The organism is Pseudomonas sp. QL9 (assembly GCF_041409665.1).
GTDB classification, from domain to species: Bacteria; Pseudomonadota; Gammaproteobacteria; order Pseudomonadales; family Pseudomonadaceae; genus Pseudomonas; species Pseudomonas knackmussii.
The window spans coordinates 668,856-693,581 of record NZ_CP166971.1; the positions used below are offsets into that span (position 1 = coordinate 668,856).

General features: G+C 65.4%; 21 protein-coding genes. 13 read left to right on the top strand and 8 right to left on the bottom strand.

Annotated features, from left to right (window positions below; genetic code table 11):
- Positions 1-19 precede the first annotated feature (19 nt).
- On the bottom strand, positions 20-496 hold the full coding sequence (locus ACA097_RS03080) for a DUF1289 domain-containing protein (RefSeq protein WP_043251211.1): 477 nt from the start codon (positions 494-496) through the stop codon (positions 20-22).
- A 527-nt stretch (positions 497-1,023) separates the two neighbouring features.
- Between ACA097_RS03080 and acnB the strand changes: the two genes are divergently transcribed.
- The 13 genes from acnB to cobA all read left to right on the top strand — a co-directional run bounded on the left by acnB (position 1,024) and on the right by cobA (position 18,928).
- Positions 1,024-3,633, top strand: a complete 2,610-nt coding sequence (gene acnB / locus ACA097_RS03085; protein WP_371368441.1) for a bifunctional aconitate hydratase 2/2-methylisocitrate dehydratase — start codon at positions 1,024-1,026, stop codon at positions 3,631-3,633.
- A 105-nt stretch (positions 3,634-3,738) separates the two neighbouring features.
- A protein-coding gene (locus ACA097_RS03090; protein WP_160285487.1) for an IS3 family transposase occupies positions 3,739-4,961 on the top strand; the annotation gives its coding sequence in 2 pieces (ribosomal slippage) (positions 3,739-4,090 and positions 4,090-4,961; 1,224 coding nt in all).
- A 382-nt stretch (positions 4,962-5,343) separates the two neighbouring features.
- Complete coding sequence (locus tag ACA097_RS03095) at positions 5,344-6,540, top strand: CmpA/NrtA family ABC transporter substrate-binding protein (protein ID WP_371368443.1); 1,197 nt, start codon at positions 5,344-5,346, stop codon at positions 6,538-6,540.
- A 14-nt stretch (positions 6,541-6,554) separates the two neighbouring features.
- Entirely contained in the window at positions 6,555-7,133 is a 579-nt protein-coding gene (locus ACA097_RS03100) for an ANTAR domain-containing response regulator (RefSeq protein ID WP_043251204.1), read from the top strand.
- Between the two features lie 216 nt (positions 7,134-7,349).
- Positions 7,350-8,042: a polysaccharide lyase family 7 protein gene (locus ACA097_RS03105; RefSeq protein ID WP_371368445.1), complete on the top strand. Its 693-nt coding sequence runs from the start codon at positions 7,350-7,352 to the stop codon at positions 8,040-8,042.
- Positions 8,043-8,114: 72 nt separating this feature from the next.
- The gene (locus ACA097_RS03110) at positions 8,115-8,543 is read left to right on the top strand and encodes a thioesterase family protein (protein ID WP_371368448.1); all 429 of its coding nucleotides are present in this window, start codon (positions 8,115-8,117) and stop codon (positions 8,541-8,543) included.
- A gap of 64 nt (positions 8,544-8,607) precedes the next feature.
- On the top strand, positions 8,608-9,102 hold the full coding sequence (locus ACA097_RS03115) for a cytochrome C (RefSeq protein ID WP_371368450.1): 495 nt from the start codon (positions 8,608-8,610) through the stop codon (positions 9,100-9,102).
- A 295-nt stretch (positions 9,103-9,397) separates the two neighbouring features.
- The gene (locus ACA097_RS03120; RefSeq protein ID WP_043251197.1) at positions 9,398-10,609 is read left to right on the top strand and encodes a NarK/NasA family nitrate transporter; all 1,212 of its coding nucleotides are present in this window, start codon (positions 9,398-9,400) and stop codon (positions 10,607-10,609) included.
- Positions 10,610-10,723: 114 nt separating this feature from the next.
- Complete coding sequence (locus tag ACA097_RS03125; RefSeq protein WP_371368453.1) at positions 10,724-12,394, top strand: protein kinase; 1,671 nt, start codon at positions 10,724-10,726, stop codon at positions 12,392-12,394.
- A gap of 265 nt (positions 12,395-12,659) precedes the next feature.
- Positions 12,660-15,110 (top strand): nitrite reductase large subunit NirB, encoded by a 2,451-nt coding sequence (gene nirB / locus ACA097_RS03130; RefSeq protein ID WP_371368455.1) that lies wholly within the window; start codon positions 12,660-12,662, stop codon positions 15,108-15,110.
- 10 nt (positions 15,111-15,120) lie between these two features.
- Positions 15,121-15,447 carry a nitrite reductase small subunit NirD gene (gene nirD, locus ACA097_RS03135; RefSeq protein ID WP_371368457.1) on the top strand — a complete coding sequence of 109 codons (327 nt, stop codon included), beginning with the start codon at positions 15,121-15,123 and terminating at the stop codon, positions 15,445-15,447.
- Between the two features lie 26 nt (positions 15,448-15,473).
- Positions 15,474-18,182 (top strand): molybdopterin-dependent oxidoreductase, encoded by a 2,709-nt coding sequence (locus tag ACA097_RS03140; RefSeq protein WP_371368459.1) that lies wholly within the window; start codon positions 15,474-15,476, stop codon positions 18,180-18,182.
- An 11-nt stretch (positions 18,183-18,193) separates the two neighbouring features.
- Positions 18,194-18,928: a uroporphyrinogen-III C-methyltransferase gene (gene cobA / locus ACA097_RS03145; RefSeq protein ID WP_160286497.1), complete on the top strand. Its 735-nt coding sequence runs from the start codon at positions 18,194-18,196 to the stop codon at positions 18,926-18,928.
- A gap of 63 nt (positions 18,929-18,991) precedes the next feature.
- Here the strand turns inward: cobA and ACA097_RS03150 are convergent, their stop codons facing one another.
- The 7 genes from ACA097_RS03150 to ACA097_RS03180 form a co-directional block, all read right to left on the bottom strand.
- Positions 18,992-20,053 (bottom strand): OmpA family protein, encoded by a 1,062-nt coding sequence (locus ACA097_RS03150; RefSeq protein WP_043251184.1) that lies wholly within the window; start codon positions 20,051-20,053, stop codon positions 18,992-18,994.
- 117 nt (positions 20,054-20,170) lie between these two features.
- Positions 20,171-20,761 carry an RNA polymerase sigma factor SigX gene (gene sigX / locus ACA097_RS03155; protein ID WP_043251181.1) on the bottom strand — a complete coding sequence of 197 codons (591 nt, stop codon included), beginning with the start codon at positions 20,759-20,761 and terminating at the stop codon, positions 20,171-20,173.
- A 74-nt stretch (positions 20,762-20,835) separates the two neighbouring features.
- Positions 20,836-21,660 (bottom strand): mechanosensitive ion channel domain-containing protein, encoded by an 825-nt coding sequence (locus tag ACA097_RS03160; protein ID WP_043251179.1) that lies wholly within the window; start codon positions 21,658-21,660, stop codon positions 20,836-20,838.
- Between the two features lie 2 nt (positions 21,661-21,662).
- On the bottom strand, positions 21,663-21,911 hold the full coding sequence (locus ACA097_RS03165) for a hypothetical protein (RefSeq protein WP_043251176.1): 249 nt from the start codon (positions 21,909-21,911) through the stop codon (positions 21,663-21,665).
- Positions 21,912-21,966: 55 nt separating this feature from the next.
- Positions 21,967-22,965, bottom strand: coding sequence for a zinc transporter ZntB (locus tag ACA097_RS03170; RefSeq protein ID WP_371368462.1), 999 nt, complete (start codon positions 22,963-22,965; stop codon positions 21,967-21,969).
- Between the two features lie 108 nt (positions 22,966-23,073).
- The gene (gene rraA, locus ACA097_RS03175; RefSeq protein WP_371368464.1) at positions 23,074-23,562 is read right to left on the bottom strand and encodes a ribonuclease E activity regulator RraA; all 489 of its coding nucleotides are present in this window, start codon (positions 23,560-23,562) and stop codon (positions 23,074-23,076) included.
- 177 nt (positions 23,563-23,739) lie between these two features.
- Positions 23,740-24,717, bottom strand: coding sequence for an alpha/beta fold hydrolase (locus tag ACA097_RS03180; protein WP_371368466.1), 978 nt, complete (start codon positions 24,715-24,717; stop codon positions 23,740-23,742).
- Positions 24,718-24,726: the final 9 nt, after the last annotated feature.

Below are 24,726 nucleotides of genomic sequence, written 5' to 3' on the forward strand. Positions count from 1 at the left end.
CGCGCAGGCCGTTGCTTTTTCAGACGCGCAGGTCCATCCCCTCGCGCAGGAAGCGCGGCGCTATGTAGCGCTCGTAATGGGCCTCGGAAAGCAGGAAGAACTCCCGGTCGATGGCATCGCGCAAATCCGGCAGCGGCCAGTCGCGGAATTCCGGCAGCAACGCCACACCATAGGCCTCGAGGTTCTGGATCAGCCGCGAACCCCGGGCGATCAACTGGTAGGCCCAGCAATACGGCGACTGCTCGGCGTTGAAGCGGATCTGCCGTTGCTCCAACTGGCCGCGCAGACGCAGCGGCTCGAAGACTTCGAGCTTGGCCATCATCACTTGCACCAGCAGCACCTCAAGGCGCTTCCACACCGCGCGCTTCTCGTCGTCGCCGTAAAGGTTCCAGTTCACGACCTCGTGGTGGAAACGCTTGCAACCGCGGCACACGAGATCGCCGTAGACCGTGGAACACAGGCCGACGCAGGGAGTCTTGATTCGCTGGATGGACATGGGGCTGGAGCAATTCGGGCAAAGCGGCATCTTAGGGTCGAGTGCGCTGCATCGCAAACCGCTGCGGTGCGACCGATGGGTCAGGAAGCGTTCGCAAGGCTCGGCTGATGGCCCTTTCCGCCGACCTCGCACACCGGCCGGACAAATACTGATTCCGACGAAAGGCACGTGGCCGTCATCCTTTTGTCTAGGCGAAATCGGCCTTCTTGCGGCCGGATTGCCGCTTACTTTCGCTGGCGGATTCCAGTAGAATCGGCCCGCCTTTCACAAGGCGCAATGTCCGTTAGAAGCTGTTTTCAAAGCGTCACGAAGCACAGATTCCGGCAGCCGCGCGGGCTGGTCGCTCCCCTCAAGCGTTCAGCCCCTCTCCTCTCAGGCCCTCCGGCGTAAAACTTTGAAAACAGCTTCTGCCCGGAGGCTGCCGATGCCGTCGTAGGTCCGTGGATTACCGTCCACCATGCCTGACGAATGGATCGGAGGGGTCTCCTGGATACGCGTCCTCCGGGACCACTGATGAGGGAAATACTGTGCTTGAAGCCTACCGCAAACACGTAGAAGAGCGTGCCGCCCAGGGCGTCGTGCCCCAGCCGCTGAACGCCGAGCAGACCGCAGGTCTGGTCGAACTCCTGAAGAACCCGCCGGCCGGCGAAGAAGAATTCCTCCTCGACCTGATCACCAACCGCGTCCCGCCGGGTGTTGACGAGGCCGCATACGTCAAGGCCGGTTTCCTCTCCGCCATCGTCAAGGGCGAAGCCACTTCCCCGCTGATCAGCAAGGCCCGCGCCACCGAGCTGCTGGGCACCATGCAGGGCGGCTACAACATCGCCACCCTGGTCGAGCTGCTGGACAATGCCGAACTGGCTGAAGTCGCTGCCGAACAGCTGAAGCACACCCTGCTGATGTTCGACGCCTTCCACGACGTTTCCGAACGCGCCAAGAAGGGTAACGCCGCGGCCAAGGCCGTGCTGCAGTCCTGGGCCGAAGGCGAGTGGTTCAAGGCCAAGCCGGCCGTCGCCGAGAAAATCACCCTGACCGTGTTCAAGGTGCCCGGCGAAACCAACACCGACGACCTGTCCCCGGCTCCGGACGCCTGGTCCCGCCCGGACATCCCGCTGCACGCCCTCGCCATGCTGAAGATGGCCCGCGATGGCATCGAGCCGGTCCAGCCGGGCTCCGTTGGCCCGCTGAAGCAGATCGAAGCGGTCAAGGCCAAAGGCTTCCCGGTCGCCTACGTCGGTGACGTGGTCGGCACCGGTTCGTCCCGCAAGTCCGCCACCAACTCGGTGCTGTGGTTCTTCGGCGACGACATCCCCTACGTTCCGAACAAGCGCGCTGGCGGCTTCTGCTTCGGCACCAAGATCGCCCCGATCTTCTACAACACCATGGAAGACGCCGGCGCCCTGCCGATCGAGTTCGACTGCACCAACCTGGCCATGGGCGACGTCATCGACGTGTACCCGTACGAGGGCAAGGTCGTGCGTCATGACAGCGGCGAAGTGGTCACCACCTTCGAGCTGAAGACCCCCGTGCTGCTGGACGAAGTCCGCGCCGGCGGCCGTATCCCGCTGATCGTCGGCCGTGGCCTGACCGAGAAAGCGCGCGCCGAACTGGGCCTGGCCCCGTCCGACCTGTTCAAGAAGCCGGAAGCTCCGGCCGACAGCGGCAAGGGCTACACCCTGGCGCAGAAGATGGTCGGTCGCGCCTGCGGCCTGCCGGAAGGCGAGGGCGTGCGTCCGGGCACCTACTGCGAACCGAAGATGACCACCGTCGGTTCCCAGGACACTACCGGCCCGATGACCCGCGACGAGCTGAAAGACCTGGCTTGCCTGGGCTTCTCCGCTGACCTGGTGATGCAGTCCTTCTGCCACACCGCGGCCTATCCGAAGCCGATCGACGTCAAGACCCACCACACCCTGCCGGACTTCATCATGACCCGCGGCGGCGTGTCCCTGCGTCCGGGCGACGGCATCATCCACAGCTGGCTGAACCGCATGCTGCTGCCCGACACCGTCGGCACCGGCGGCGACTCGCACACCCGCTTCCCGATCGGCATCAGCTTCCCGGCCGGTTCCGGCCTGGTAGCCTTCGCCGCTGCCACCGGCGTCATGCCGCTGGACATGCCCGAATCGGTACTGGTTCGCTTCAAGGGCAAGCTGCAACCGGGCATCACCCTGCGTGACCTGGTCCACGCCATCCCCTACTACGCGATCCAGGCTGGCCTGCTGACCGTCGAGAAGAAAGGCAAGAAGAACATCTTCTCCGGCCGCATCCTCGAGATCGAAGGTCTGAACGACCTGACCGTCGAGCAAGCCTTCGAGCTGTCCGACGCCTCCGCCGAGCGTTCGGCTGCCGGTTGCACCATCAAGCTGCCGGAAGAGGCCATCGCCGAGTACCTGAAGTCGAACATCACCCTGCTGCGCTGGATGATCGGCGAAGGCTACGGTGACGCCCGCACCCTGGAGCGCCGCGCGCAAGCGATGGAAGCCTGGCTGGCCAACCCGCAACTGCTGGAAGCCGACAAGGACGCCGAGTACGCCGCGGTCATCGAGATCGACCTGGCCGACGTGAAAGAGCCGGTACTGTGCGCGCCGAACGATCCGGACGACGCCCGCCTGCTGTCCAGCGTCGAAGGTCGCAAGATCGACGAGGTGTTCATCGGTTCGTGCATGACCAACATCGGTCACTTCCGCGCTGCCGGTAAGCTGCTGGACAAGGTCAAGGGTGGCATTCCGACCCGTCTGTGGCTGGCTCCGCCGACCAAGATGGACGCCCACCAGCTGACCGAGGAAGGCTACTACGGCATCTACGGCAAGGCTGGCGCGCGCATGGAAATGCCGGGCTGCTCGCTGTGCATGGGTAACCAGGCTCGCGTCCAGACTGGTTCCACCGTCGTTTCGACCTCGACCCGTAACTTCCCGAACCGCCTGGGTGACTCGACCGATGTGTTCCTCGCATCGGCTGAGCTGGCCGCCGTCGCTTCGATCATCGGCAAGCTGCCGACCGTCGAGGAGTACATGGCCTACGCGAAAGATATCGACAGCATGTCTGCCGACATCTACCGCTACCTGAGCTTCGACCAGATCGCCGAGTTCCGCGAAGCCGCGGCCAACGCGAAGATCCCGGTCGTTCAGGCCTAAGCCTTCGGCACAGAGAAAGCCCCGCCCACGCGCGGGGCTTTTTCTTTTCCGGTGTCCCGTCCTGAATAAGGTTTACACCTTCGCCCTTATTTCAGGAGAGCCCCGATGGCAGAAGGTGTTCGTCGCAGCCAGCGTGATTACACGCTGGCTTTTAAACTGGCGGTGGTCGACCAGGTCGAAAAAGGGGAAATGAGCTACAAGGAGGCTCAGGCCCGCTATGGCATCCAGGGCCGCTCGACGGTGCTGGTGTGGTTACGCAAGCATGGCCGGCAGGACTGGAACCAGGGCGCCTCCCTTCGAAAGGCTCGGAGCCCGGATATGAATACCCCGAAATTGCCGTTGACCCCGGAACAACGCATCAAGGAACTCGAGCAGCAGCTTGAGGTGATGAGCCAGAAGGCGCAGTTCTTCGAGGCCGTGGTGAATGTGCTGGAGAATGACTACGGCGTTTCGATCGTAAAAAAGCGTCCCGGCAAGTCCTCACGCAAAGGCAAGTCCAAGCGCTGAGTGTTAGCAGGGCTTGCCAGTTCATGGGCATCAGCCGCCAGGCGTACTACCAGCGCAACCGGGCGGCGGATCAGCGCAGCCAGCAGGATCGACAGATCGCCCAGTTCGTGCGGCAGGTGCGGATGCGTCAGCCGCGCCTGGGAGCACGCAAGCTGCATTATCTGTTGCAGCAGCAAGCGGAAGCCGCGTTGCGAGTTGGGCGCGATCGCCTGTTCCGGGTGCTGGCCGAGCACCGCCTGCTGGTTCGACCCAAGCGGGCGTACCACAAGACCACCCACAGTTTTCACCGGTTCCATCGCCATCCCAATCTGCTCAAGCCAGGGCCGCAACAGGTCTTGCCCGATGCGCCGGAGCGCGTCTGGGTTGCCGACATCACCTATCTGCCCAGCCAGAGCGGCCCGCTGTACCTGAGCCTGGTCACCGACGCCTATTCGCGCAAGATCGTCGGCCATCACGTCCACGACAGCCTGCACGCCGAGTCGGTGGCCCATGCCTACAGCCAGGCCCTGCGGCGCCGCACGACGCAGGAACCCCTGGTGCATCACTCCGACCGAGGAATTCAGTACTGCTCGGGGCTTTACCAACGCCTGCACGCGCAGCACGGAGCAATCTGCTCGATGACCGACGGCTACGACTGTTACCAGAATGCGCTGGCTGAGCGCGTCAACGGCATCCTGAAGAACGAGTTGCTGGAGCATCCTCCCGCCGACCTCGCGCAGGCGCGCCGCATGGTGCGTGAAGCCGTCGACATCTATAACCGCGAGCGCCCTCACCTGGCCCTGAAATACAAAACGCCCGATGCGGTGCATCGGGCGTTTTGAGGTCTGGAGCATGGCCTGAGAGGTGTAAACCTATTTCAGGACTAGACACGGCGGTCGCGACTCGCGAGCAGGTTCCCCCTGCAATCGCCTTCGGACTTTCGGCCTAATACCTATTGGACATTGCGCGGCACCGGCCACTGGCTATCGTTGGACACAGGCCCTGCCAATATTCCTGACGGAGCCCGTGCTAGTTGTGTCTTGTGTGTTGCTCCCTTCCCTTTAGCCCCGCCACGCGGGGCTTTTTCTTGCGCCTGCACAGTACTGGCACAGCCCTTGCTGCCATCGCCATAGAGGCGCTCCAACGGCGGATCGCTCATGACATCGGCGTCCCTTCGCCCGCACCGTCGTGCGCGAAGCGGCGCCTTTTTGCCTTGAGGTGAGCATGACCGACAGCACTACTTCCCTGCACCAACTGGCGTGGGTGGCGGGATCCGACGCACCAGAAAAGAGCGCCCTGAACCTCGGTTTCATGGCCCTGAGCGACGCCGCCTCGCTGATAGTCGCGGCAACCCAGGGCTTCGCCCAACCCTATGGCCTGACCCTCAACCTGCACCGCCAGAGCTCCTGGGCCGTGCTGCGCGATCGCCTGCTGAACGGCGAGTTGGATGCCGCGCACTGCCTGTACGGCCTGGTCTATGGCGTGCAGCTGGGTATCGGCGGCGGCACCACGGCGGATATGGCGGTACTCATGGGACTTTGCCAGAACGGCCAGGCGATCAACCTGTCCGCCGCCCTGCAGCGCGATGGCGTGACCAGCGCCGACGCACTTCGCCAACTGGTGCTGCAGCAAGGCGCACGCCTGACGCTCGCCCACACCTTCCCCACCGGCACCCATGCCCTGTGGCTCTACTACTGGCTGGCCAGCCTGGGCATTCATCCGCTGCGCGACGTCGCCACCCTGGTCGTGCCACCGGCACAGATGGTCGAGCACCTGCGCGCCGGGCGCATCGACGGCTTCTGCGCCGGCGGCCCCTGGGGCGCCCATGCCATCGACGAAGGCATGGGTTTCACCGTGGCCACCAGCCAGGCGATCTGGCCGGACCACCCGGAGAAGGTCCTCGCCGCCACCCGCGCGTTCGTCGAGGAATGCCCCAACGCCGCCCGCGCGTTGGTCATGAGCCTGCTCGATGCCAGCCGCTTCATCGAGGCCAGCGAAGAGAACCGTCGCAGCACCGCGCGCCTAATCAGCGGCGCCGACTATGTCGATGCACCGCTGGCAAGCATTGAGCCGCGCCTGCTCGGCTACTACCAGGACGGCCTCGGCCATGCCTGGAAAGACGCCCATGCCCTGCGTTTCCATGGCGACGGCGCGGCCAACCAGCCCTGGCTCTCCGACGGTCTCTGGTTCATGACCCAGTTCCGCCGCTGGGGCCTGCTGCGCGACGACCCGGACTACCTCGGCGTAGCCCGTCAGGTGCAGCAGCAGGCGCTGTACCGCGAGGCGGCGCAAGCGCTCGGCATCCCCGTGGCTGCCAATGAAATGCGCAGCTCGACACTGCTCGACGGTCGCACCTGGGACGGCACCGACCCCGCCGGCTATGCCCGCGGTTTCGCACTGCACGCCATGGACAACGCCTGAGGAGGATGCCGGAAATGCTGAGAATCCTTCTGATCGACGACACCACGAGCAAGCTCGGGCGCCTGCGCACCGCGCTCGTCGAGGCCGGTTTCGAGGTGCTCGACGACGACGGCCTGGCCATCGACCTGCCCCGGCGCGTCGAAGCGCTGCACCCGGACGTGATCCTCATCGACAGCGAGTCGCCGGGACGCGACGTGCTCGAGCAGGTCGTGCTGGTCAGCCGCGACCAGCCGCGCCCGATCGTGCTCTTCACCGACGAACACGACCCTCAGGTGATGCGCCAGGCGATCCGCTCCGGCGTCAGCGCCTACATCGTCGAGGGCATCCACGCCGCACGCCTGCAGCCCATCCTCGATGTCGCCATGGCCCGCTTCGAGAGCGACCAGGCCCTGCGCGCGCAATTGCAGGCACGCGACCAGCAGTTGGCCGAGCGCAAGCGCATCGAACTGGCCAAGGGGCTGCTGATGAAAATGAAAGGCTGCCCCGAGGAAGAGGCCTACACCCTGATGCGCCGCCAGGCCATGAGCCGCCAGCAGAAACTGGTGCAGGTCGCCGAGCAGATCATCGCCATGCACGAGATGCTCGGCCACTGACGCGGCCAATCGCCAGCGGCGGCACCGGGCGATCAGTTCGCCAGCGCCGCTGCTGGCCCCCGTTCCAGACACCCGCGACTATGCTCGCCCCCGCCTCGTGTCGCCACGGGGCGACACGCTTCCGCCGCCTAGCGGAAGCCCGCAGTGGGCGCACCTGGCCAGGTACCCGGGCGCCCATCCGTCAGAGCCGGCACGCCGGCCCCGAACGAGGCGCCCATGCTCGATCTCAGCACCTGGAATCTCAGCGTTCCCACCGATCCCAAGCCGACCGAAATCACCACCCAGCAAATAGCCGCCGGCTACAAGAGCATCTACTTCACCCGCACCAGCAGCCAGGTGAGCTTCTGGGTCCCGGTTACCGGCTCGCATACCTCCGACAGCGTCTACCCGCGCACCGAGCTGCGGGAAACACTCCCAGACGGTTCGATCTACAACTGGTTTTACCGATCCGCCGACAACGAACTGCGCGCCACCCTCTCGGTCGAGCAGGAGCCCTCGCAGAACAAGGTGGTGATCGGCCAGATCCACAGCAAGTCACCCTACAGCGGCGACGGCGAACCCTTGCTCAAGCTGCAATACCACTACATCCCCAGCCAGGGCAGCGGGCGCATCGAGGCGCTGATACGCAACCATCCAACGGACGACACCTCGGTCAACGTGCCCATCCTCGATGGCGTGACCCTGGGCCAGGCGCTGACCTACAGTCTGCGCGTCACCTCATCGGGCAACCTGGGCATCCGGGTGCAGAGCTCCGATGGCCGCGAGAAGTACTACGGCAAGACGCTCAGCACCACCTGGTCGAAGCAGCTGCTCTACTTCAAGGCCGGCGCCTACATCGCCGACAACTACGGATCGAGCACCGAAGGCGCGCGCGTGGTGTTCTACCACCTGAACCTCGCGCACCGCTGAAAGGAGTCCCCGCACGCGGGCCCTAAACCGTAGAATCGCCGCTTCGACTTCACCGACGCGATCAAGGTTGCCATGGCCCGCCTCACCCTCGAGTTTCCCGACGACTGCTTCTGCTACCAGACCCAGCTGACCGTGCGCGTCACCGACATCAACGGCGCCAACCACCTGGGCAACGACTCGATGATCTCGATGATTTCCGAGGCCCGCGCGCGCTTCCTGTTCGACTACGGCATCCGCGAGACCGGCATCATAGTCACCGACCTGGCCACCACCTACCGCGCCGAGGCGCACGCCCGCGACCACCTGCTGTTCGAGGTCGGGGTGATGGACTTCAACAAGTACGGCGGCGACATCATCTTCCGCATCACGCGCCCGGCCGACGGCACCCTGGTGGCCATGGCCAAGTCCGGATTCGTCTTCTTCGACTATGACGCCGGCAAGGTGATGCCGATTCCCGAGGCCTTCCGCGCCACCTTCCCCGACGTCAACTGGGTAGGCTGACAACCGCAGACCGGGCTATATATCAGAAGCCGTGAATCGCGGCTTCTGCAAAGGAGAAACTCCCATGCCGTCCTTCCTTCGGGTGGGCGCGCTGTCCAGTAGTCTGTGCCTGCTCACCGCCATCCTCGCCCAGCCCTCCTCGGCGGCGGAATCCGATCCCGTGCAACGCGGCCGCTATCTGGTGCAGATAGCCGGCTGCAACGACTGCCATACCGCCGGTTATGTCATGGCTCCGGAGAAGGTCCCGGAAAGCACCTGGCTGACCGGCGACCAGCTCGGCTGGAGCGGCCCCTGGGGCACCACCTACCCGAGTAACCTGCGCCTGTACATGCAGCAGTTCAGTGAAGAGCAGTGGCTGCAACTCGCCCGCAACGCAAACTTCCGGCCGCCCATGCCCTCCCACGTGCTGCGCGCCATGCACGAGGACGACCTGCGCGGGATCTACCGCTTCGTCCGCGGTCTCGGCCCGGCCGGAACGGCTGCACCCACCTACCTCCCGCCTGGCACCACGCCCAAGGGCCCGGCGGTGATCTTCCCGGCGCCGCCGCCACAACTCTGAACGCCCCAAGGCGGAGCAGCAGAAACGCCCACACGCCCCATAGTGATCCGCCCGTCTTTCCCAACCAGAACGCAAGTCACTGTGTGAGTTGAGTTTTTCGCCCTTGGCCCGGCCTTTGCTGTAACCACTGCGGTGGTAATCAACGGCGGTTACCCCAAACACGACAAAGGCGTCGCGTCCACCTCCCCTCCGGCGGAAGGTGGCGCGGCGCCTTTTTCGTTCGCCCCGGCGCTGGGGCGGTTGGACGTATCCCGGTCACGGCCGGGGCCCCCTACCCGCGTTGACGAGGTGTTCAATGAACACGAGTTTCTGGAAAGCCGGCCATGCGCCGACCCTGTTCGCCGCCTTCCTCTATTTCGACCTGAGCTTCATGGTCTGGTACCTGCTCGGCCCGCTGGCCGTGCAGATCGCCACCGACCTGCAGCTCACTACCCAGCAGCGGGCACTGATGGTCGCAACGCCCATCCTCTCCGGCGCCGTGCTGCGCTTCCTGATGGGCCTGCTCGCCGATCGCTGGTCGCCCAAGAGCGCCGGGCTTTTCGGCCAGGTGATCGTCATCGCCTCCCTGGCCGGCGCCTGGATGCTGGGCATCCACAGCCTGCAACAAGCGTTGCTGCTCGGCGTGCTGCTCGGCATGGCTGGTGCCTCCTTCGCAGTCGCCCTGCCGCTGGCCTCGCAGTGGTATCCGCCGCAGCACCAGGGCAAGGCCATGGGCATTGCCGGCGCGGGCAACTCCGGCACCGTGTTCGCCGCCTTGTTCGCCCCCGCACTGGCCGTTGCCTTCGGCTGGCAGAACGTCTTCGGTTTCGCCCTGCTACCACTTCTGGCGGCCTTCATGGTCTTTGCCCTGCTCGCCCGCAACGCCCCCGAGCGCCCGGCCCCGAAAGCCCTCGGCGACTACCTCAAGGCCCTCGGCGACCGCGACAGCTGGTGGTTCATGTTCTTCTACAGCGTGACCTTCGGCGGCTTCCTCGGCCTGGCCTCGACGCTGCCCGGGTACTTCCATGACCAGTACGGACTCGATCCGGTGAAGGCCGGCTACTACACCGCCGCCTGCGTGTTCGCCGGCAGCCTGATGCGCCCGCTCGGCGGCGCGCTGGCCGACCGCATCGGCGGCATCCGCAGCCTGCTGGGCATGTACACGGTCGCCTCGATCTGCATCGCCGCCGTGGGCTTTCACCTGCCCAGCGCGGTAGCCGCACTGAGCCTGTTCGTCTTCGCCATGCTCAGCCTCGGGGCAGGCAACGGCGCTGTATTCCAACTGGTCCCGCAGCGCTTCCGCCACAGCATCGGTGTGATGACCGGGCTGATCGGCATGGCCGGCGGGATCGGCGGTTTCTGCCTGACCGCCGGCCTGGGCGCGATCAAGCAGGCCAGCGGCGACTACCAGCTCGGCCTCTGGCTGTTCGCCGCCCTCGGCGTGCTGGCCTGGTTCGGCCTCTACGGCGTCAAGCAGCGTTGGCGCACCACCTGGGGCAGCGCAGCCGTGACCGCTGCGCGGGTATAGCAACATTGTTTTCTGGGTTCCCGCATTCGCGGGAATAACGACCTCCCATGTCATCCCCGCGAACGCGGGGACCCAGCAGACAGCAATGGGCATGACAAGGCAAAAGGAGCCTTCATGAGCCTGCAACTGAGCATCGGCCAGGCCAGCGCCACCGGCCCGCGCAAGGAAAACCAGGACGCCCTGCGGGTGGTCACGCCCCCCGCCGACCTGGCCGCCAGCAAGGGCCATCTGCTGGCCCTGGCCGACGGCGTCAGCCAGTGCGCGGATGGAGGACTGGCGGCACGCGTGACCCTGCAGGCGCTGGCCAGCGACTACTACGCCACCCCGGAAACCTGGGCCGTCGCCCAGGCCCTGGATCGCCTGCTGCTGTCGCAGAACCGCTGGCTGCAGGCCAACGGCGGCGGCCAGCCGCTGCTGACCACGCTGACCGCACTGGTGCTGCGCGGCCGTCGCTTCACCCTGGCGCATGTCGGCGACTGCCGCCTGTACCGCTGGCGCGCAGATTCGCTCGAATGCCTGACCGAGGACCATGTCTGGGAGCAACCGGGCATGCAACACGTGCTCAAGCGCGCCCTTGGTCTCGATCAACACCTGGTGGTCGATTACCGCGATGGCGAGCTTGAGGCGGGTGATCGCCTCCTGCTGGTCAGCGACGGCGTCTGGGCGACCCTGGGCGATGACGGTATACGCCGCATCCTGAATGATGCCGACGAGCCAACCGAAGCGGCCGAGGCGCTGGTCAGGGCCGCACACCTTGCCGGCAGCCAGGACAACGCCAGCGCCCTGCTGGTGCGCATCGACACCTTGCCGCCGAGCGGCCTCGGCGACACCCTAGCACAACTGGACGCCTGGCCGCTGCCGCCGGAACTGCGCGATGGCCAGGCATTCGAGGGCTGGCAGGTGCAGGGGCGACTGAGCCAGTCGCGGCAATCGCTGATCTACCGCGTGCACGACAGCCAACAGCGTCCGTGGCTGCTCAAGACGCTGCCCGAGTACCTGCACGACGATCCGCAAGCCAACCAGGCGCTGCTGCTGGAAGAGTGGTTCCTGCGCCGCGTGCAGGGGCGCCACTTCCCCGAGCTGCACGGCCTGCCGCAACGCCAGCACCTGTACTACGTGATGCGCGAGTACCCCGGCCAGACGCTCGCCGAGCGCCTGCGTGCGGGTGCACTCGGGCTGGCCGAATGGCTGGAGTTGGCGCCGCGGCTGCTGCGCGCGCTGGGCCAGTTGCATCGGCGCAACATCCTGCACCGCGACATCAAGCCGGAGAACCTTCACCTGGGCGAAGACGGCGAACTGCGCCTGCTGGATTTCGGCCTCGCGTATTGCCCGGGACTCTCCCTCGACGAGGCGCACCAATTGCCGGGCACGCCGTCGTACCTCGCGCCGGAAGCCTTCGAGGGCGCCACACCGGACGTACGCCAGGACCTCTACGCCACCGGCGTGTCGCTCTACCAGCTGCTCTGCGAACACTATCCCTATGGAGAAGTGGAAGCCTTCCAGCGCCCCCGCTTCGGTAATCCGACGCCAGCCAGCCGCTACCGCCCGGACCTGCCGGTCTGGCTCGACGCCTGGCTGCTGCGCGCGGTTGCCAGTGACCCGGCACAGCGCTTCGAGACCGCCGAGGAGGCCCTGCTCGCCCTGGAGCAAGGCGAACGCCAGGCCGGGCAGACTGCACGCCCCCGCCCTTTGCTGGAGCGCGCCCCACTGCGTACCTGGCGCGCCATCGCACTGCTTTCGCTAGTCCTCAACCTGTTGCTGATCGTCGCCCTGCTGCGCGGCTGAAAGCGCACCAGTTCGAGTCCCGCACGCTTCATCACAGTGCAGAAATATCGGCAAAGCCGCCGATAGCGCCCGCAAAGCCCCGAAAAATCGGCACTCGGCAAGACTGGCACGGCACCTGCAATAACCCCATCAACAATTTACAAAAGCGCGCGCCTCAACGACGAGGAGCGCACTTCCCGATCGATCGGGACTTGGACAAAGGCGTCCTCGCCGGGCAACCGGCGGGACGCCTTTTTTGTTTTCCGCGATTCCTGGAGCCCCTCGCATGAAGAAGCTCAAGCTCGTCCTGATCGGCAACGGCATGGCCGGTATCCGCACCCTGGAAGAATTGCTGAAGATCGCCCCGGACCTCTACGACATCACCGTGTTCGGCGCCGAGCCCCACCCCAACTACAACCGCATCCTGCTCTCCCCGGTGCTGGCCGGCGAACAGACCTTCGAGGACATCGTCCTCAACGACCTGAACTGGTACAGCGAGAACGGCATCCGCCTGTTGCTCGACCGCAAGGTGGTGAAGATCGACCGCCACAAGCGCAAGGTCTTCGCCGCCGACGGCACCGAGGCCGAGTACGATCGCCTGGTGATCGCCACCGGTTCCAACCCCTTCATCCTGCCGGTGCCGGGCAATCGCCTGCAGGGCGTGATCGGCTACCGCGACATCGCCGACACCCAGCAGATGATCGAAACCGCGAAGAGCCATAGCCACGCGGTGGTGATCGGCGGCGGCCTGCTCGGCCTGGAAGCGGCCAACGGCCTCAAGCAGCGCGGCATGGACGTCACCGTCGTGCACCTCTCCGACTGGCTGCTGGAGCGCCAGCTCGACCGCACCGCCGGCAAGCTCCTGCAGTCCGCGCTGGAAGCCCGTGGCATCCACTTCCGCCTGAACACCGTCACCGACGAGCTGATGGACAACGGCGACGGCCGCGTCTGCGCCGTGCAGTTCAAGGATGGCGACGTGGTCGCCGCCGACCTGGTGGTGATGGCAGCCGGTATCCGCCCCAACACCGAGCTCGCCGAAAGCTCCGGGATCCCCTGCAATCGCGGCATCCTGGTCAACGACACCCTGCAGACCTTCGACCCGCGCATCTACGCCATCGGCGAATGCGCCAGCCACCGCGGCATCGCCTACGGCCTGGTAGCGCCGCTGTTCGAGCAGGCCAAGGTCTGCGCCAACCACCTCGCCCAGTTCGGCTTCGCCAGCTACAAGGGCTCGGTGGTCTCGACCAAGCTCAAGGTCACCGGCATCGACCTGTTCTCCGCCGGCGACTTCATGGGCAGCGAAGGCACCGAGACCATCACCCTCTCCGACCCCATCGGCGGGGTCTACAAGAAGCTGGTGATCAAGGACGACGTGCTCGTCGGCGCCTGCCTCTACGGCGACACCGCCGACGGCGGCTGGTACTTCCGGCAGATTCGCGAGAACCACAACGTCGCGCAGATCCGCGACCACCTGATGTTCGGCGAAAGCAGCCTGGGCGACGTCGGCCACCAGGGCCAGAGCAGCGCCGCGAGCATGCCCGATAGCGCCGAAGTGTGCGGCTGCAACGGCGTGTGCAAGGGCACCATCGTCAAGGCCATCCAGGAGAACGGCCTGTTCAGCGTCGACGAGGTGAAGAAGCACACCAAGGCGGCCAGCAGCTGCGGCTCCTGCGCAGGCCTGGTGGAGCAGATCCTGATCAGCACCGTGGGCGGCGCAGCAGACGTCAAGCCCAAGAGCGAGAAGGCCATCTGCGGCTGCAGCGACCTCAACCACGGGCAGATCCGCAAGGCCATCCGCGACCACCACCTGACCTCGATGGCCGAGGCCATGGGCTTCATGGACTGGCGCACACCCAACGGCTGCGCCACCTGCCGTCCGGCGCTGAACTACTACCTGATCTCCACCTGGCCGGGCGAGGCGAAGGACGATCCGCAGTCGCGCCTGATCAATGAGCGTGCCCACGCCAACATCCAGAAGGACGGCACCTATTCGGTCGTCCCGCGCATGTGGGGCGGCGTTACCAATCCGTCCGAACTGCGGCGCATCGCCGATGTGGCCGACAAGTACAACGTGCCGATGGTGAAAGTCACCGGCGGCCAGCGCATCGACCTGCTGGGCGTGAAGAAGGAAGACCTGCCGGCGATCTGGAAGGACCTCGACATGCCCTCCGGGCACGCCTACGGCAAGTCCATCCGCACCGTGAAGACCTGCGTGGGCAGCGAGTTCTGCCGCTTCGGCACGCAGAACTCGACGCAGCTGGGCATCGACCTGGAGCACGACCTGTTCAACATGTGGTCGCCGCACAAGGTCAAGCTCGCCGTCTCCGGCTGCCCGCGCAACTGCGCCGAAGCCGGCATCAAGGACATCGGCATCATCGGCGTCGACTCCGGCTGGGAGCTCTACATCGGCGGCAATGGTGGCATCAAGACCGAGGTCGCGGAGTTCTTCGTCAAGCTCAAGACCTCCGATGAGGTCCGCGAATACAGCGGCGCCTTCCTCCAGCTCTACCGCGAGGAAGCCTTCTACCTCGAACGCACCGTCCACTACCTGCAACGCGTCGGCATGGAGCACATCAAGAAGGCCGTGCTGGAAGATGCGGAGAACCGCCAGGCACTCAACGCCCGCCTGCAGTTCGCCCTCTCGCTGGAACAGGACCCTTGGCAGCAGCGCATCGAACAGCCGCAGCTGAAGAAGGAATTCGAACGTATTGCGCTCACCCAACTGGAACCGGCCTGAGGAGAACCGCATGAACTGGCAAGACATCTGCGCCCTGGAAGACATCAACCCGCTGGGCTCGCGAGTGATCGCAGGCCCCCGCGGCGACATCGCCCTGTTCCGCACCGCCGACGACGAAATCTTCGCCCTCGACGACCGCTGCCCGCACAAGGGCGGGCCGTTGTCCCAGGGACTGATCTTCGGCAAGCGCGTGGCCTGCCCGCTGCACAACTGGCAGATCGAACTGGATAGCGGCAACGCCGTGGCACCCGACGTCGGCTGTGCCCACCGGCATCCGGCGAAGGTCGAGAACGGCCGCGTGCTGCTGGCCCTGAAAGACCTGGCCGCCTGCGCCTGACATCCACCGCCAAACGGGAGAACGCCATGAGCCAACGCCAAGTCACCGCCAGCACCTGCTGCTACTGCGGCGTCGGTTGCGGCGTGCTGATCGAGCACGACGGCGAGCGCATCCTCGGCGTGCAGGGCGACCCGCAGCACCCGGCCAACCTCGGCCGGCTGTGCAGCAAGGGCTCGAGCCTGCACCTCACCGGAGACCGCTCGGCCCGGGCGCTCTACCCCGAACTGCGCCTGGGCAAAAGCCTGGGCCGCAGCCGGGTCGACTGGAGCCACGCGCTGGAGCACGCCGCCGGCGTCTTCGCCGAAACGATCCGCGAGCACGGCCCGGACAGCGTGGCCTTCTACGTCTCCGGGCAACTGCTGACCGAGGACTACTACGCCTTCAACAAGCTCGCCCGCGCCCTGGTCGGCAGCAACAACATCGACAGCAACTCGCGGCTTTGCATGTCCTCGGCTGTGGTCGGCTACAAGCGCAGCCTCGGTGCCGACGCCCCGCCCTGCTGCTACGAGGACCTGGAACAGAGCGACTGCGTACTGATCGCCGGCAGCAACATGGCCTACGCCCATCCGGTGCTGTTCCGTCGTCTGGAGGCCGCCAAGGCGGCGCGCCCGGAGATGAAGGTGATCGTCATCGACCCGCGGCGCACCGACACCTGCGAGCTGGCCGACCTGCACCTGGCGATCCAGCCGGGCACCGACGTCGCGCTGTTCCACGGCATCCTCCACCTGCTGCTCTGGGAAGGCCGGGTCGACCGCGCCTACATCGAGGCGCACACCCAGGGCTTCGACGACCTCAAGGCCCTGGTGCGCGACTACGGCCCGCTGGCGGTGGCGGAAATCTGCGGCATCGCCGTGGAAGACCTGCAGCGCTGCGCGGAATGGATCGGCCGCGCGCCCTCTTTCCTGTCGCTGTGGTGCATGGGCCTGAACCAATCCACTGCCGGCAGCGCCAAGAACAGCGCGCTGATCAACCTGCACCTGGCCACCGGGCAAATTGGCCGGCCGGGCGCCGGGCCCTTCTCCCTCACCGGCCAACCCAACGCCATGGGCGGCCGCGAGACCGGCAGCCTGGCCAACCTGCTGCCCGGCCATCGCGATGCCGGCGATGCCGCGCATCGTGCCGAAGTCGCAAGCCACTGGGGAGTCGATTCGCTACCAGATGCGCCCGGGCTGACCGCCATCGAACTGTTCGAGGCTGTGCGTGACGGACGCATCAAGGCACTGTGGATAGCCTGCACCAATCCCGCGCAATCGCTGCCAGATCAGCACAAGGTCCGCGAGGCGCTCGAAGCCTGCCCCTTCGTGGTCGTGCAGGAAGCCTTCGCCACCAGCGAGACCTGCCGCTACGCCGACCTGCTGCTGCCGGCCGCCAGCTGGGGCGAGAAGGAAGGCACGGTGACCAATTCCGAGCGCCGCGTCAGCCATGTGCGCCGCGCCGTGCCGGCACCGGGCGAGGCACGCGCGGACTGGGCCATCGCCTGCGATTTCGCCCGGCGCCTGGAGTGCCAACTGCGCCCCGGTCAGCCAAGCCTGTTCGATTTCGCAAGCCCTGAGGCACTGTTCAACGAATACCGCCCGCTGACCGAAGGCCGCGACCTCGACATGGGCGGCATCAGCTACGCCCTGCTGGATACGCGCGGACCGCAGCAGTGGCCGCTCCCCGCCGGCTTCGAGCACGGGCTGAAGCGTCTTTATGGCGACGGCAACTTCGCCACCGCCAACGGCCGTGCGCGCTTCATCGCCGAGGCCTACCGCGCCCCGCGCGAACGCCGCGAAGCGCGCTACCCGCTGATCCTCAACACTGGCCGCCTGCGCGACCAGTGGCACGGCATGACGCGCACCGGCACCGCCGCCAGCGCCTTCGGCCATGTCGAGGAAGCCCGCCTCAGCCTGCATCCCGCCGAACTGCGCCGACGGCGCCTGGTGGACGGCCAACTGGTGCGCCTGAGCAGCCGCCGCGGCAGCCTGGTGCTGCCGGTACAGGCCGATGACGGGCTGCTGCCCGGCCAGGCCTTCCTGCCGATGCACTGGGGCGAACGCTTCCTCAAGGGGCTGGGCGTGAACGCCCTGACCTTGCCGGCCTTCGACCCGCTGTCGCGGCAACCCGAACTCAAGCACACCGCCGTGGAAGTCGTCGCGGTGGACCTGCCCTGGCAGTTCTATGCGCTGGTCGAAGGCGATGTTCAGCAACGGTTCGAGGCACTGCGCCCGCTGTTCGACAGCCTCGACTACGCCGGCGTCAGCCTGGTCGGTCACGAGCGCCCTGCCCTGCAGATTCGCGCCGCGCACAGCGGCAATCCGGACTCGAACTGGTTGCAGCAGGTGGACGCGTTGCTCGATCTGAGCGAGGGAATGGTGCTGGCCTACGACGATCCCCGGCGCGTGCAGGGCAAGCGCGTGCGCCTGGACGGCGGGCGCATCAGCGGCCTGCGTCTGGCGGGCAGCGGCATCGCCAGCGATTGGCTCAAGGCGCTCTGGCAATCCGGCGAAGCCGACACCGACTTGCGTCGTAAGCTGCTCGCACCGCCCGGCGCGCAACCCGCCGCCGCTGCCGACAAGACCCTGTGCAACTGCATGAATGTCAGCCACAGCCGCGTTTGCGCGGGTATCGCCCAGGGCCTGGACCTTGACGGTCTCAAGCGCGAACTGGGCTGCGGCACCCAATGTGGTTCCTGTGTTCCCGAGATCAAGCGACTGCTGGCCAGCGCGGCCGGCAGCCTCGCCGTACACGCCTGAGGAGAGAAGCCATGAGCGGAAAAGTCTGGTTGGTCGGCGCCGGTCCGGGTGATCCGGAGCTGCTGACCCTGAAAGCGGCCAAGGCATTGGCGCAGGCGGAAGTCGTACTGATCGACGACCTGGTCAACCCGCAGGTGCTGGAACATTGCCCGGCTGCGCGCGTGATGCGGGTCGGCAAGCGTGGCGGCTGCCGTTCCACGCCGCAGGACTTCATCCAGCGCCTGATGCTGCGCTATGCGCGCCAAGGGCGACGTGTGGTGCGCCTGAAGGGAGGCGATCCGTGCATCTTCGGCCGTGGCGGCGAGGAAGCAGCCTGGCTGGAGGCCAGAGGTATCTGCTGCGAACTGGTCAATGGCATCACCTCGGGGCTGGCAGCGGCCACGAACTGCGGCATTCCGCTCACGCTTCGCGGCATCAGCCGTGGCGTGACCCTCGTGACAGCGCACACCCAGGACGACAGCGAGCCCAACTGGTCGGCACTGGCGCAAAGCGGCACGACGCTGGTGGTCTACATGGGCGTGGCGCGCTTGGGCGAAGTCCGCGACGGGTTGCTTGCAGGCGGAATGCGTGCCGGGATGCCGGTCGCGCTGATCGAGAACGCCTCGCTGCCCCAACAACGCGAGTGCCGCAGCAGCCTGGCGCGAATGCAGGCCGACGCCCTGGCCTTCGGCCTGCGCAGCCCGGCCATCCTGGTGATCGGCGAAGTCGCGGCAAGCACCGCGCTGGAGCTGGCCCGCAGCGCCTGAGAGTTTTTCTGCAGGCAAAGAAAAACCCAGCCGAGGCCGGGTTTTTCTCAAAGCTCAGGCCAATTACTGCTGTTTGGCTTGGGCTTCTACTTGGGCTTCTACGCGGCGGTTAACAGCACGGCCTTCGGCAGTGTTGTTATCAGCAACCGGACGGCTCTCGCCGTAGCCAACTGCGTTCACGCGGCCGCCTTCCACACCGTAGGTGTTGACCAGAACGTCGCGAACGGCGTTAGCACGCTTCTCGGACAGTTTCTGGTTGTAGGCGTCGGTGCCGACGGAGTCGGTGTGGCCTTCAACGGTGGTGGAGGTGGACGGGTACTGCTTCATGAAGTCAGCCAGGTTCTTGATGTCGGCGTAGCTGTTCTCTTTGACCTTGGCTTTGTCGAAGTCGAACTTCACGTCCAGCTGAACACGTACGACTTCGGCAACAGCCGGGCAGCCGTTGGCGTCAACGGTAACGTTGGCCGGGGTGTTCGGGCACTTGTCGACGTTGTCGCAGACGCCGTCGTGGTCCGCATCGGAGCAGACTTCAGCAACCGGCTCAGGAGCCGGGGCCGGCTTGGAGCCGCCGCCGAAGTTCATGCCGACGCCAACGCCAGCCATCCACTCGCCCTGGTGACCGTTGTCACGCTGCTCCAGGCCGTACTGGCCGTCGAGGCTGGCTTTGGCGTAGAAGTTGTCGGTGAAGTAGTACTTCAGGCCGGCGCCGATGTTGGCCATGGTCAGGTTCTGACGGCTGCCGTTGGCGTCGTGGATGTTGGTCAGGCTCTGGTGACCGATACCAGCGGACACGTACGGACGCAGGCCGACACCCGGGGTGCCGAAGTGGTAGATGGCGTCCAGGGAGGACAGGTTGCCATGTACCTTCTTGTTACCGGTCTCGTAGGTGCCACGAATGTCGTGGTACTCGCCGTAGGACAGCGCCAGCTCGACGTCGTCGGTCAGGAAGTAGCCAACCGAACCGCCGTACAGGTCGCCGTTCTTCATGTCACGGGTGCTGTCGGTGAAGTAACGCTTGCCGAACGCCTCTACCTCGACCGAGTTCTGGCCTTGAGCGAGAGCGTTGGCCGCGGAGGCGGCGATCAAGGAGCCGATAACGACGCCCAGAGTGTTCTTCAGTTTCATCCGTTAAATCCCCATCTTGGTGGTCAGTAAGCTGCAAGCCATCGACAAAAATCAGGACAAGCAACTTGCTCGCAAGTTTATCAGAACTCGCGAATTAGAGAGACAACATTTACCCAACTATGTTTCGGATACGCCCGAAAACTTTTCCCGAAGGCGGTCGAGTGCACGCTTGTAGCGCATTTTCGTCGCGCTCAAGCCCATGTGCATGATGTCGGCGATCTCCTGGAATTCCAGCTCTGCGACAAAACGTAGCACCAGGATTTCCCGATCAATGGGATTGACATGCACGAGCCAGCGGTCGAGCCCCCCCTTCTCTTCAACTTTGGGGGCCTTCTCCTCGGAGGCTTCCTCGATCGGATCGAGACTCAGCGCATCGAGCAGACGACGCTTTCGCCGCTCTTTGCGGTACTGAGTAATACATTCGTTGTATGTGATGCTGTAAAGCCAAGTTTTGAACTTGGACTTACCCTCGAAGTTCTTCAAACCATACAAGACCTTCAACATCACTTCTTGACAGACATCATCCGCATCCCGGTCATTGCCCAGATATCGGGCACAGACGTTGAACAGCGTGCGCTGGTAGCGGCGCATCAACTCCTCGTACGCACGGGTCACGTGGAACAGCTCGTCATGAGCACGCTCCACCAGCTCCTCGTCGGTGAGCTGGCGCGGGTCATAGCGCTGGGACAGTGGTTGCGGCTTGTTCAAGTCGGATCGGGCCAGGTCAAGTCGGTAGCCGACGCGGCTTCGCGGAAGCGGCGTCGGCGCGGATCAGGGTCAGTTCAGCGACTGGTCACGCGACTATCGAGGAGCACGCGGTTGGCAATGGACACCAGCTCGCCCTCCTCGGTCATCAGAATAGTCTTGATGGTCCCGATTTCTTCGATGATGCCTTCGACATCCTCGACTTTCACCTGCTGTCCGACCTGATACAGCTCACGTACGTAGATGCCGGCGATGATCTGCCCGGCAATGTCCCGGCTACCGAGACCCAGCGCCAGCGCGGCGGCCAGGCCGACGGTGATCAGCACGATGGCGATGATGTAGTTGAGCAGATCGGTCTTCACCTCGAGCTGGCCGATGGCCACCGAGATGCTGATGATGATGACCAGCCACTGGGCCAGACGACCCAGGCCGTTGGAGTATTCCAGGCCGACGCCATCCGCGGCGCCGCGCACCAGGCCATTCACCAGTTGCGCCAGGAGCACGCCGACGATCAGTACCAGAGCCGCGCCGAACACCTTGGGAAGGTACAGCGCGAGCATGTCGAGGGTCGCCGAGACCCGCTGCAGGCCCAGGGATTCGGCAGCGGAAACCAGGAACACCAGCAGCACGAACCAGTAGACGATCTTGCCCACCAGGGTCGAGACCGGCACCTGGACGCCGGCGCGCGACAGCAGCTTGGTCAGGCCGGTGCCGGCCATGAGGCGATCCAGGCCGAGCTTGGCCAGCAGTTTGGACAGCAGCGCGTCCAGCAGCTTGGCGACGATGAAGCCGAGCAGCACCACGACCAGGGCGCCGAGCAGGTTCGGAATGAACCCGGCGAGCTTGCCCCAGAGGGTGTTCATGGCCGTCAGCAGGCTTTGCGTCCAGATATCGAATTGCATCTTCAATCAGCCTTGTCAGCAGAAGGAGCGGAATGACGGGGACGGCGGGAAACCGGTGCGACGTGTGCGGCGCCACGGCTGACGCCGATGCTCAGGGCCTGCAGCCAGTGGCCCATGAGGCTGAACAGGTCGCCGGCGCCCACCTGGCGGTTGGCAGTCTTCAGCACGCGACCCAGGCGCAGATCGTCGTCCGGCTGTTCCGCCGGCATGCGCAGCAGGTCGCGCAGGGATTCCTCGAATGGGTCGTGCATGACACACCTCGCCTCTGTGTGGTGCCTTGACGCAGCCACACCACCACAAGTCACATCAGAGCCAGCGCAGGCGGCGGAAGACCCACCATTGGAACCCGGCGATCAGCACGATGGCCACGCAGGCCACGGCAAAGCCGTAGGGAGCGCTGGCGCCCGGGATACCACCCACGTTGACGCCCAGGAGTCCGGTCACGAAGCTCATGGGCAGGAAAAAGCCGGTGATGATACCAAGAATGTACATGGTCTTGTTCATTCTCTCGGTGATGCGCCGGTGCTCGGCCTCCTGGATCAGCGAGATGCGCTCGCGCACCAGCTCCAGTTCCTCGATGTTTCGGGTAAGGCGGTTGTACAGCTCGTTCCAGTAGTCGACATCGTCCGGCACCGTCCAGGACAGCTTGGTTCGGGTCAGTTGCGAATAGATGTCACTCTGTGGCGCCAGGTAACGGCGCAATCCGGCGGAGCGGCGACGCAGGGCACGCAGCACAGCTTGGTCGGGGATATTGGTCTCGTCCTCCTCGATCGCCTCTTCCATGTCGTCGAGCTGGTCGGCCAGATTGCCGATCAGGGTGTCGACACGATCGGTGAGGTAATGCGCCAGGTACAACACCACTTCGGACGCATTCTTCGGCCCCTTGCCGGCAGCCAGGTCCTCGCGCAGGTCAGCAACCGCCTTAAGAGGCCGCAGGCGCATCGAGATCACTCGCCCGGCTTCGGCGAACACCCGTAGCGATACCATGTCTTCGGGCATCGCCCCGGGGTTCAGATTGACCCCGCGCAGGAACACCAGCATGCGCTCGGCGCCGAGATCGACCAGGCGCGGCCGAGTCGCCTCTTCCAGAAGCAGATCACAGGTAAACTCGTTGAGCCCGCTGGTCTCACGTAGCCAGGATTGCGCCTCCGGCACACCGCGATCCCAATGCAGCCAGAGGCTTTCCTCGGGCTTGAGATCCAGCAGCGGCAGTTCGCTTCGAGTGATCTGCCGGCCACTCCCACGCCCGTCCAGGACGAAGCCGTAGATCAAGCCGCGTTCGGTACCGCTTTCGTATGACTGCATGCAGGCTTCCAAGTACTCCGGCGTCGGACGGCGCCAACGCGCGCGCCCGACACTGCGGGGACATCCCCAGGGACCCGGTTGGACCGGAGGGCCGGCCCGGGGTTCACCTTACTCGGGCATTTTCAGCGCTTGCGGGGAAACGATGATGCCGTTGTTGTCGGCATAGACGAACTCGCCCGGGCGGAAGGTGATGCCGCCGAAAGTCACGGCCACGTTGAGGTCGCCGATGCCGCGCTTGTCGGTCTTCATCGGGTGGCTGGCCAGGGCCTGTACGCCCAGGTCGGTCTGCGCGATCACATCGACGTCACGGATGCAGCCGTAGACCACGATGCCTTCCCAGCCGTTTTTCGCCGCCTTCTCCGCAAGCATGTCGCCAAGCAGCGCACGACGCAGGGACCCGCCGCCATCGACCACCAGCACCTTGCCCTTGCCGTCCTTGTCGACCTGCTCCTTGACCAGCGAGTTGTCCTCGAAGCACTTGATGGTGACGATCTCGCCACCGAAGGAGTCGCGACCGCCGAAGTTGCTGAACATCGGCTCTACGACCTGCACCAGTTCCGGGTAGGCGTCGCACAGATCAGGGGTGACGTAATGCATGGAGAGACTCCTTGGAGAATGAGCGGAATGCGCGGCGACATCGCCAGCCGAATCGGCGAACGCATTCCAGGCGCCGGGCACCCGGAATGACTGAAGTTCGCTCCGGCGTCAGAGTCTAGCGACTGCCGCGTCATCCGCCTACGCCCCAGGGCCCTGGATTGCGGCTTTGAGAAGGCTCTACACCGGCACGGCGGCAGCGTCGGACTTCGGTAGCGCCTGATGTTCGAGCCAATGGAGCACCAGTGGCCAGACCTCGCGTTGCGCCCCCTTGCTGACCAGCATTTCGACGTGGCCGAAGTTTTCCGAGAAGCCTTGCTTGCGCCCCAGGCAGAGGTACTCGCGGACTTCGGAACCGAACTGATCGAACAGCTTGCGGCAGAGCCACGGCGGGTCCTGGTGATCACCTTCGGCGCTTACCGCCAGCACCGGCACCTGCACCTCGGAAAGCCCGGCCCACCAATCGTTGTCGCGCTCGCCGAAGCGACCGAACAGGCCGTGCCAGCGCAGGGCTTCGAGGGCCAGGCCGATGGGCTCGTCTTCCGGCCCGCGGCGCAGGCGCGAGCCCGAGATGACACCCATGCGCCTGAGCAGGAAGCGCCCGCTCCAGGCCACTGGCGGCAACTTCAGTGGCCAGTAGTCGCGACTGACCTGGCTGCCGAACAAGGCAACGCTGGCCGCCTCGTCCTCGCCCAGGTAGCCACCGCCACAGGCCGCAGCCAGGGTGATGCCACCGAGGGAATGCCCGATCCAGTGAGGACGCTGCCCCGCCTGCTCGGCGACGAAGCGGCCAATGGCTGGCAAGTCGTAGCGCGCGTAGTCGGCCACGCGATTGCGCGAGTAGTCCTGGTTGCGCGGCGACAGCCCGTGGCCGCGCATCTCGGCGATCCACACGTCGAAGCCGGCGCGTGCCAGGTACGGCCCGAGGCCGATGCCCTTGGGCGAGTACCAGAAGCGCCGGTTGGAGAAACTGCCGTGCAGCAGGATGACCGGGACGCCGCGCGCTTCCTGCCCGATCAGGCCGAGGCGGGTCAGGGCCAGCTCGACGCTGGCGTCCGGGCTGTTGTTGGGCTTGAGGCGGTAGATATCCTCGACGAGGTCTCCGCGGATTTCGGCGCTGACGAGCGCGACGGGAAAGAGTTCGCTGCTGCTTTGCATGATGGAAAT

What these genes read in the sequence shown, in the direction of transcription:
- ACA097_RS03080 (WP_043251211.1), bottom strand. Translation starts at nt 496, where the DNA reads ATGTCCATCCAGCGAATCAAGACTCCCTGCGTCGGCCTGTGTTCCACG.
- ACA097_RS03095 (WP_371368443.1), top strand. Translation starts at nt 5,344, where the DNA reads ATGACCGACAGCACTACTTCCCTGCACCAACTGGCGTGGGTGGCGGGA.
- ACA097_RS03100 (WP_043251204.1), top strand. Translation starts at nt 6,555, where the DNA reads ATGCTGAGAATCCTTCTGATCGACGACACCACGAGCAAGCTCGGGCGC.
- ACA097_RS03105 (WP_371368445.1), top strand. Translation starts at nt 7,350, where the DNA reads ATGCTCGATCTCAGCACCTGGAATCTCAGCGTTCCCACCGATCCCAAG.
- ACA097_RS03110 (WP_371368448.1), top strand. Translation starts at nt 8,115, where the DNA reads ATGGCCCGCCTCACCCTCGAGTTTCCCGACGACTGCTTCTGCTACCAG.
- ACA097_RS03115 (WP_371368450.1), top strand. Translation starts at nt 8,608, where the DNA reads ATGCCGTCCTTCCTTCGGGTGGGCGCGCTGTCCAGTAGTCTGTGCCTG.
- ACA097_RS03120 (WP_043251197.1), top strand. Translation starts at nt 9,398, where the DNA reads ATGAACACGAGTTTCTGGAAAGCCGGCCATGCGCCGACCCTGTTCGCC.
- ACA097_RS03125 (WP_371368453.1), top strand. Translation starts at nt 10,724, where the DNA reads ATGAGCCTGCAACTGAGCATCGGCCAGGCCAGCGCCACCGGCCCGCGC.
- nirB (WP_371368455.1), top strand. Translation starts at nt 12,660, where the DNA reads ATGAAGAAGCTCAAGCTCGTCCTGATCGGCAACGGCATGGCCGGTATC.
- nirD (WP_371368457.1), top strand. Translation starts at nt 15,121, where the DNA reads ATGAACTGGCAAGACATCTGCGCCCTGGAAGACATCAACCCGCTGGGC.
- ACA097_RS03140 (WP_371368459.1), top strand. Translation starts at nt 15,474, where the DNA reads ATGAGCCAACGCCAAGTCACCGCCAGCACCTGCTGCTACTGCGGCGTC.
- cobA (WP_160286497.1), top strand. Translation starts at nt 18,194, where the DNA reads ATGAGCGGAAAAGTCTGGTTGGTCGGCGCCGGTCCGGGTGATCCGGAG.
- ACA097_RS03150 (WP_043251184.1), bottom strand. Translation starts at nt 20,053, where the DNA reads ATGAAACTGAAGAACACTCTGGGCGTCGTTATCGGCTCCTTGATCGCC.
- ACA097_RS03160 (WP_043251179.1), bottom strand. Translation starts at nt 21,660, where the DNA reads ATGCAATTCGATATCTGGACGCAAAGCCTGCTGACGGCCATGAACACC.
- ACA097_RS03165 (WP_043251176.1), bottom strand. Translation starts at nt 21,911, where the DNA reads ATGCACGACCCATTCGAGGAATCCCTGCGCGACCTGCTGCGCATGCCG.
- ACA097_RS03170 (WP_371368462.1), bottom strand. Translation starts at nt 22,965, where the DNA reads ATGCAGTCATACGAAAGCGGTACCGAACGCGGCTTGATCTACGGCTTC.
- rraA (WP_371368464.1), bottom strand. Translation starts at nt 23,562, where the DNA reads ATGCATTACGTCACCCCTGATCTGTGCGACGCCTACCCGGAACTGGTG.
- ACA097_RS03180 (WP_371368466.1), bottom strand. Translation starts at nt 24,717, where the DNA reads ATGCAAAGCAGCAGCGAACTCTTTCCCGTCGCGCTCGTCAGCGCCGAA.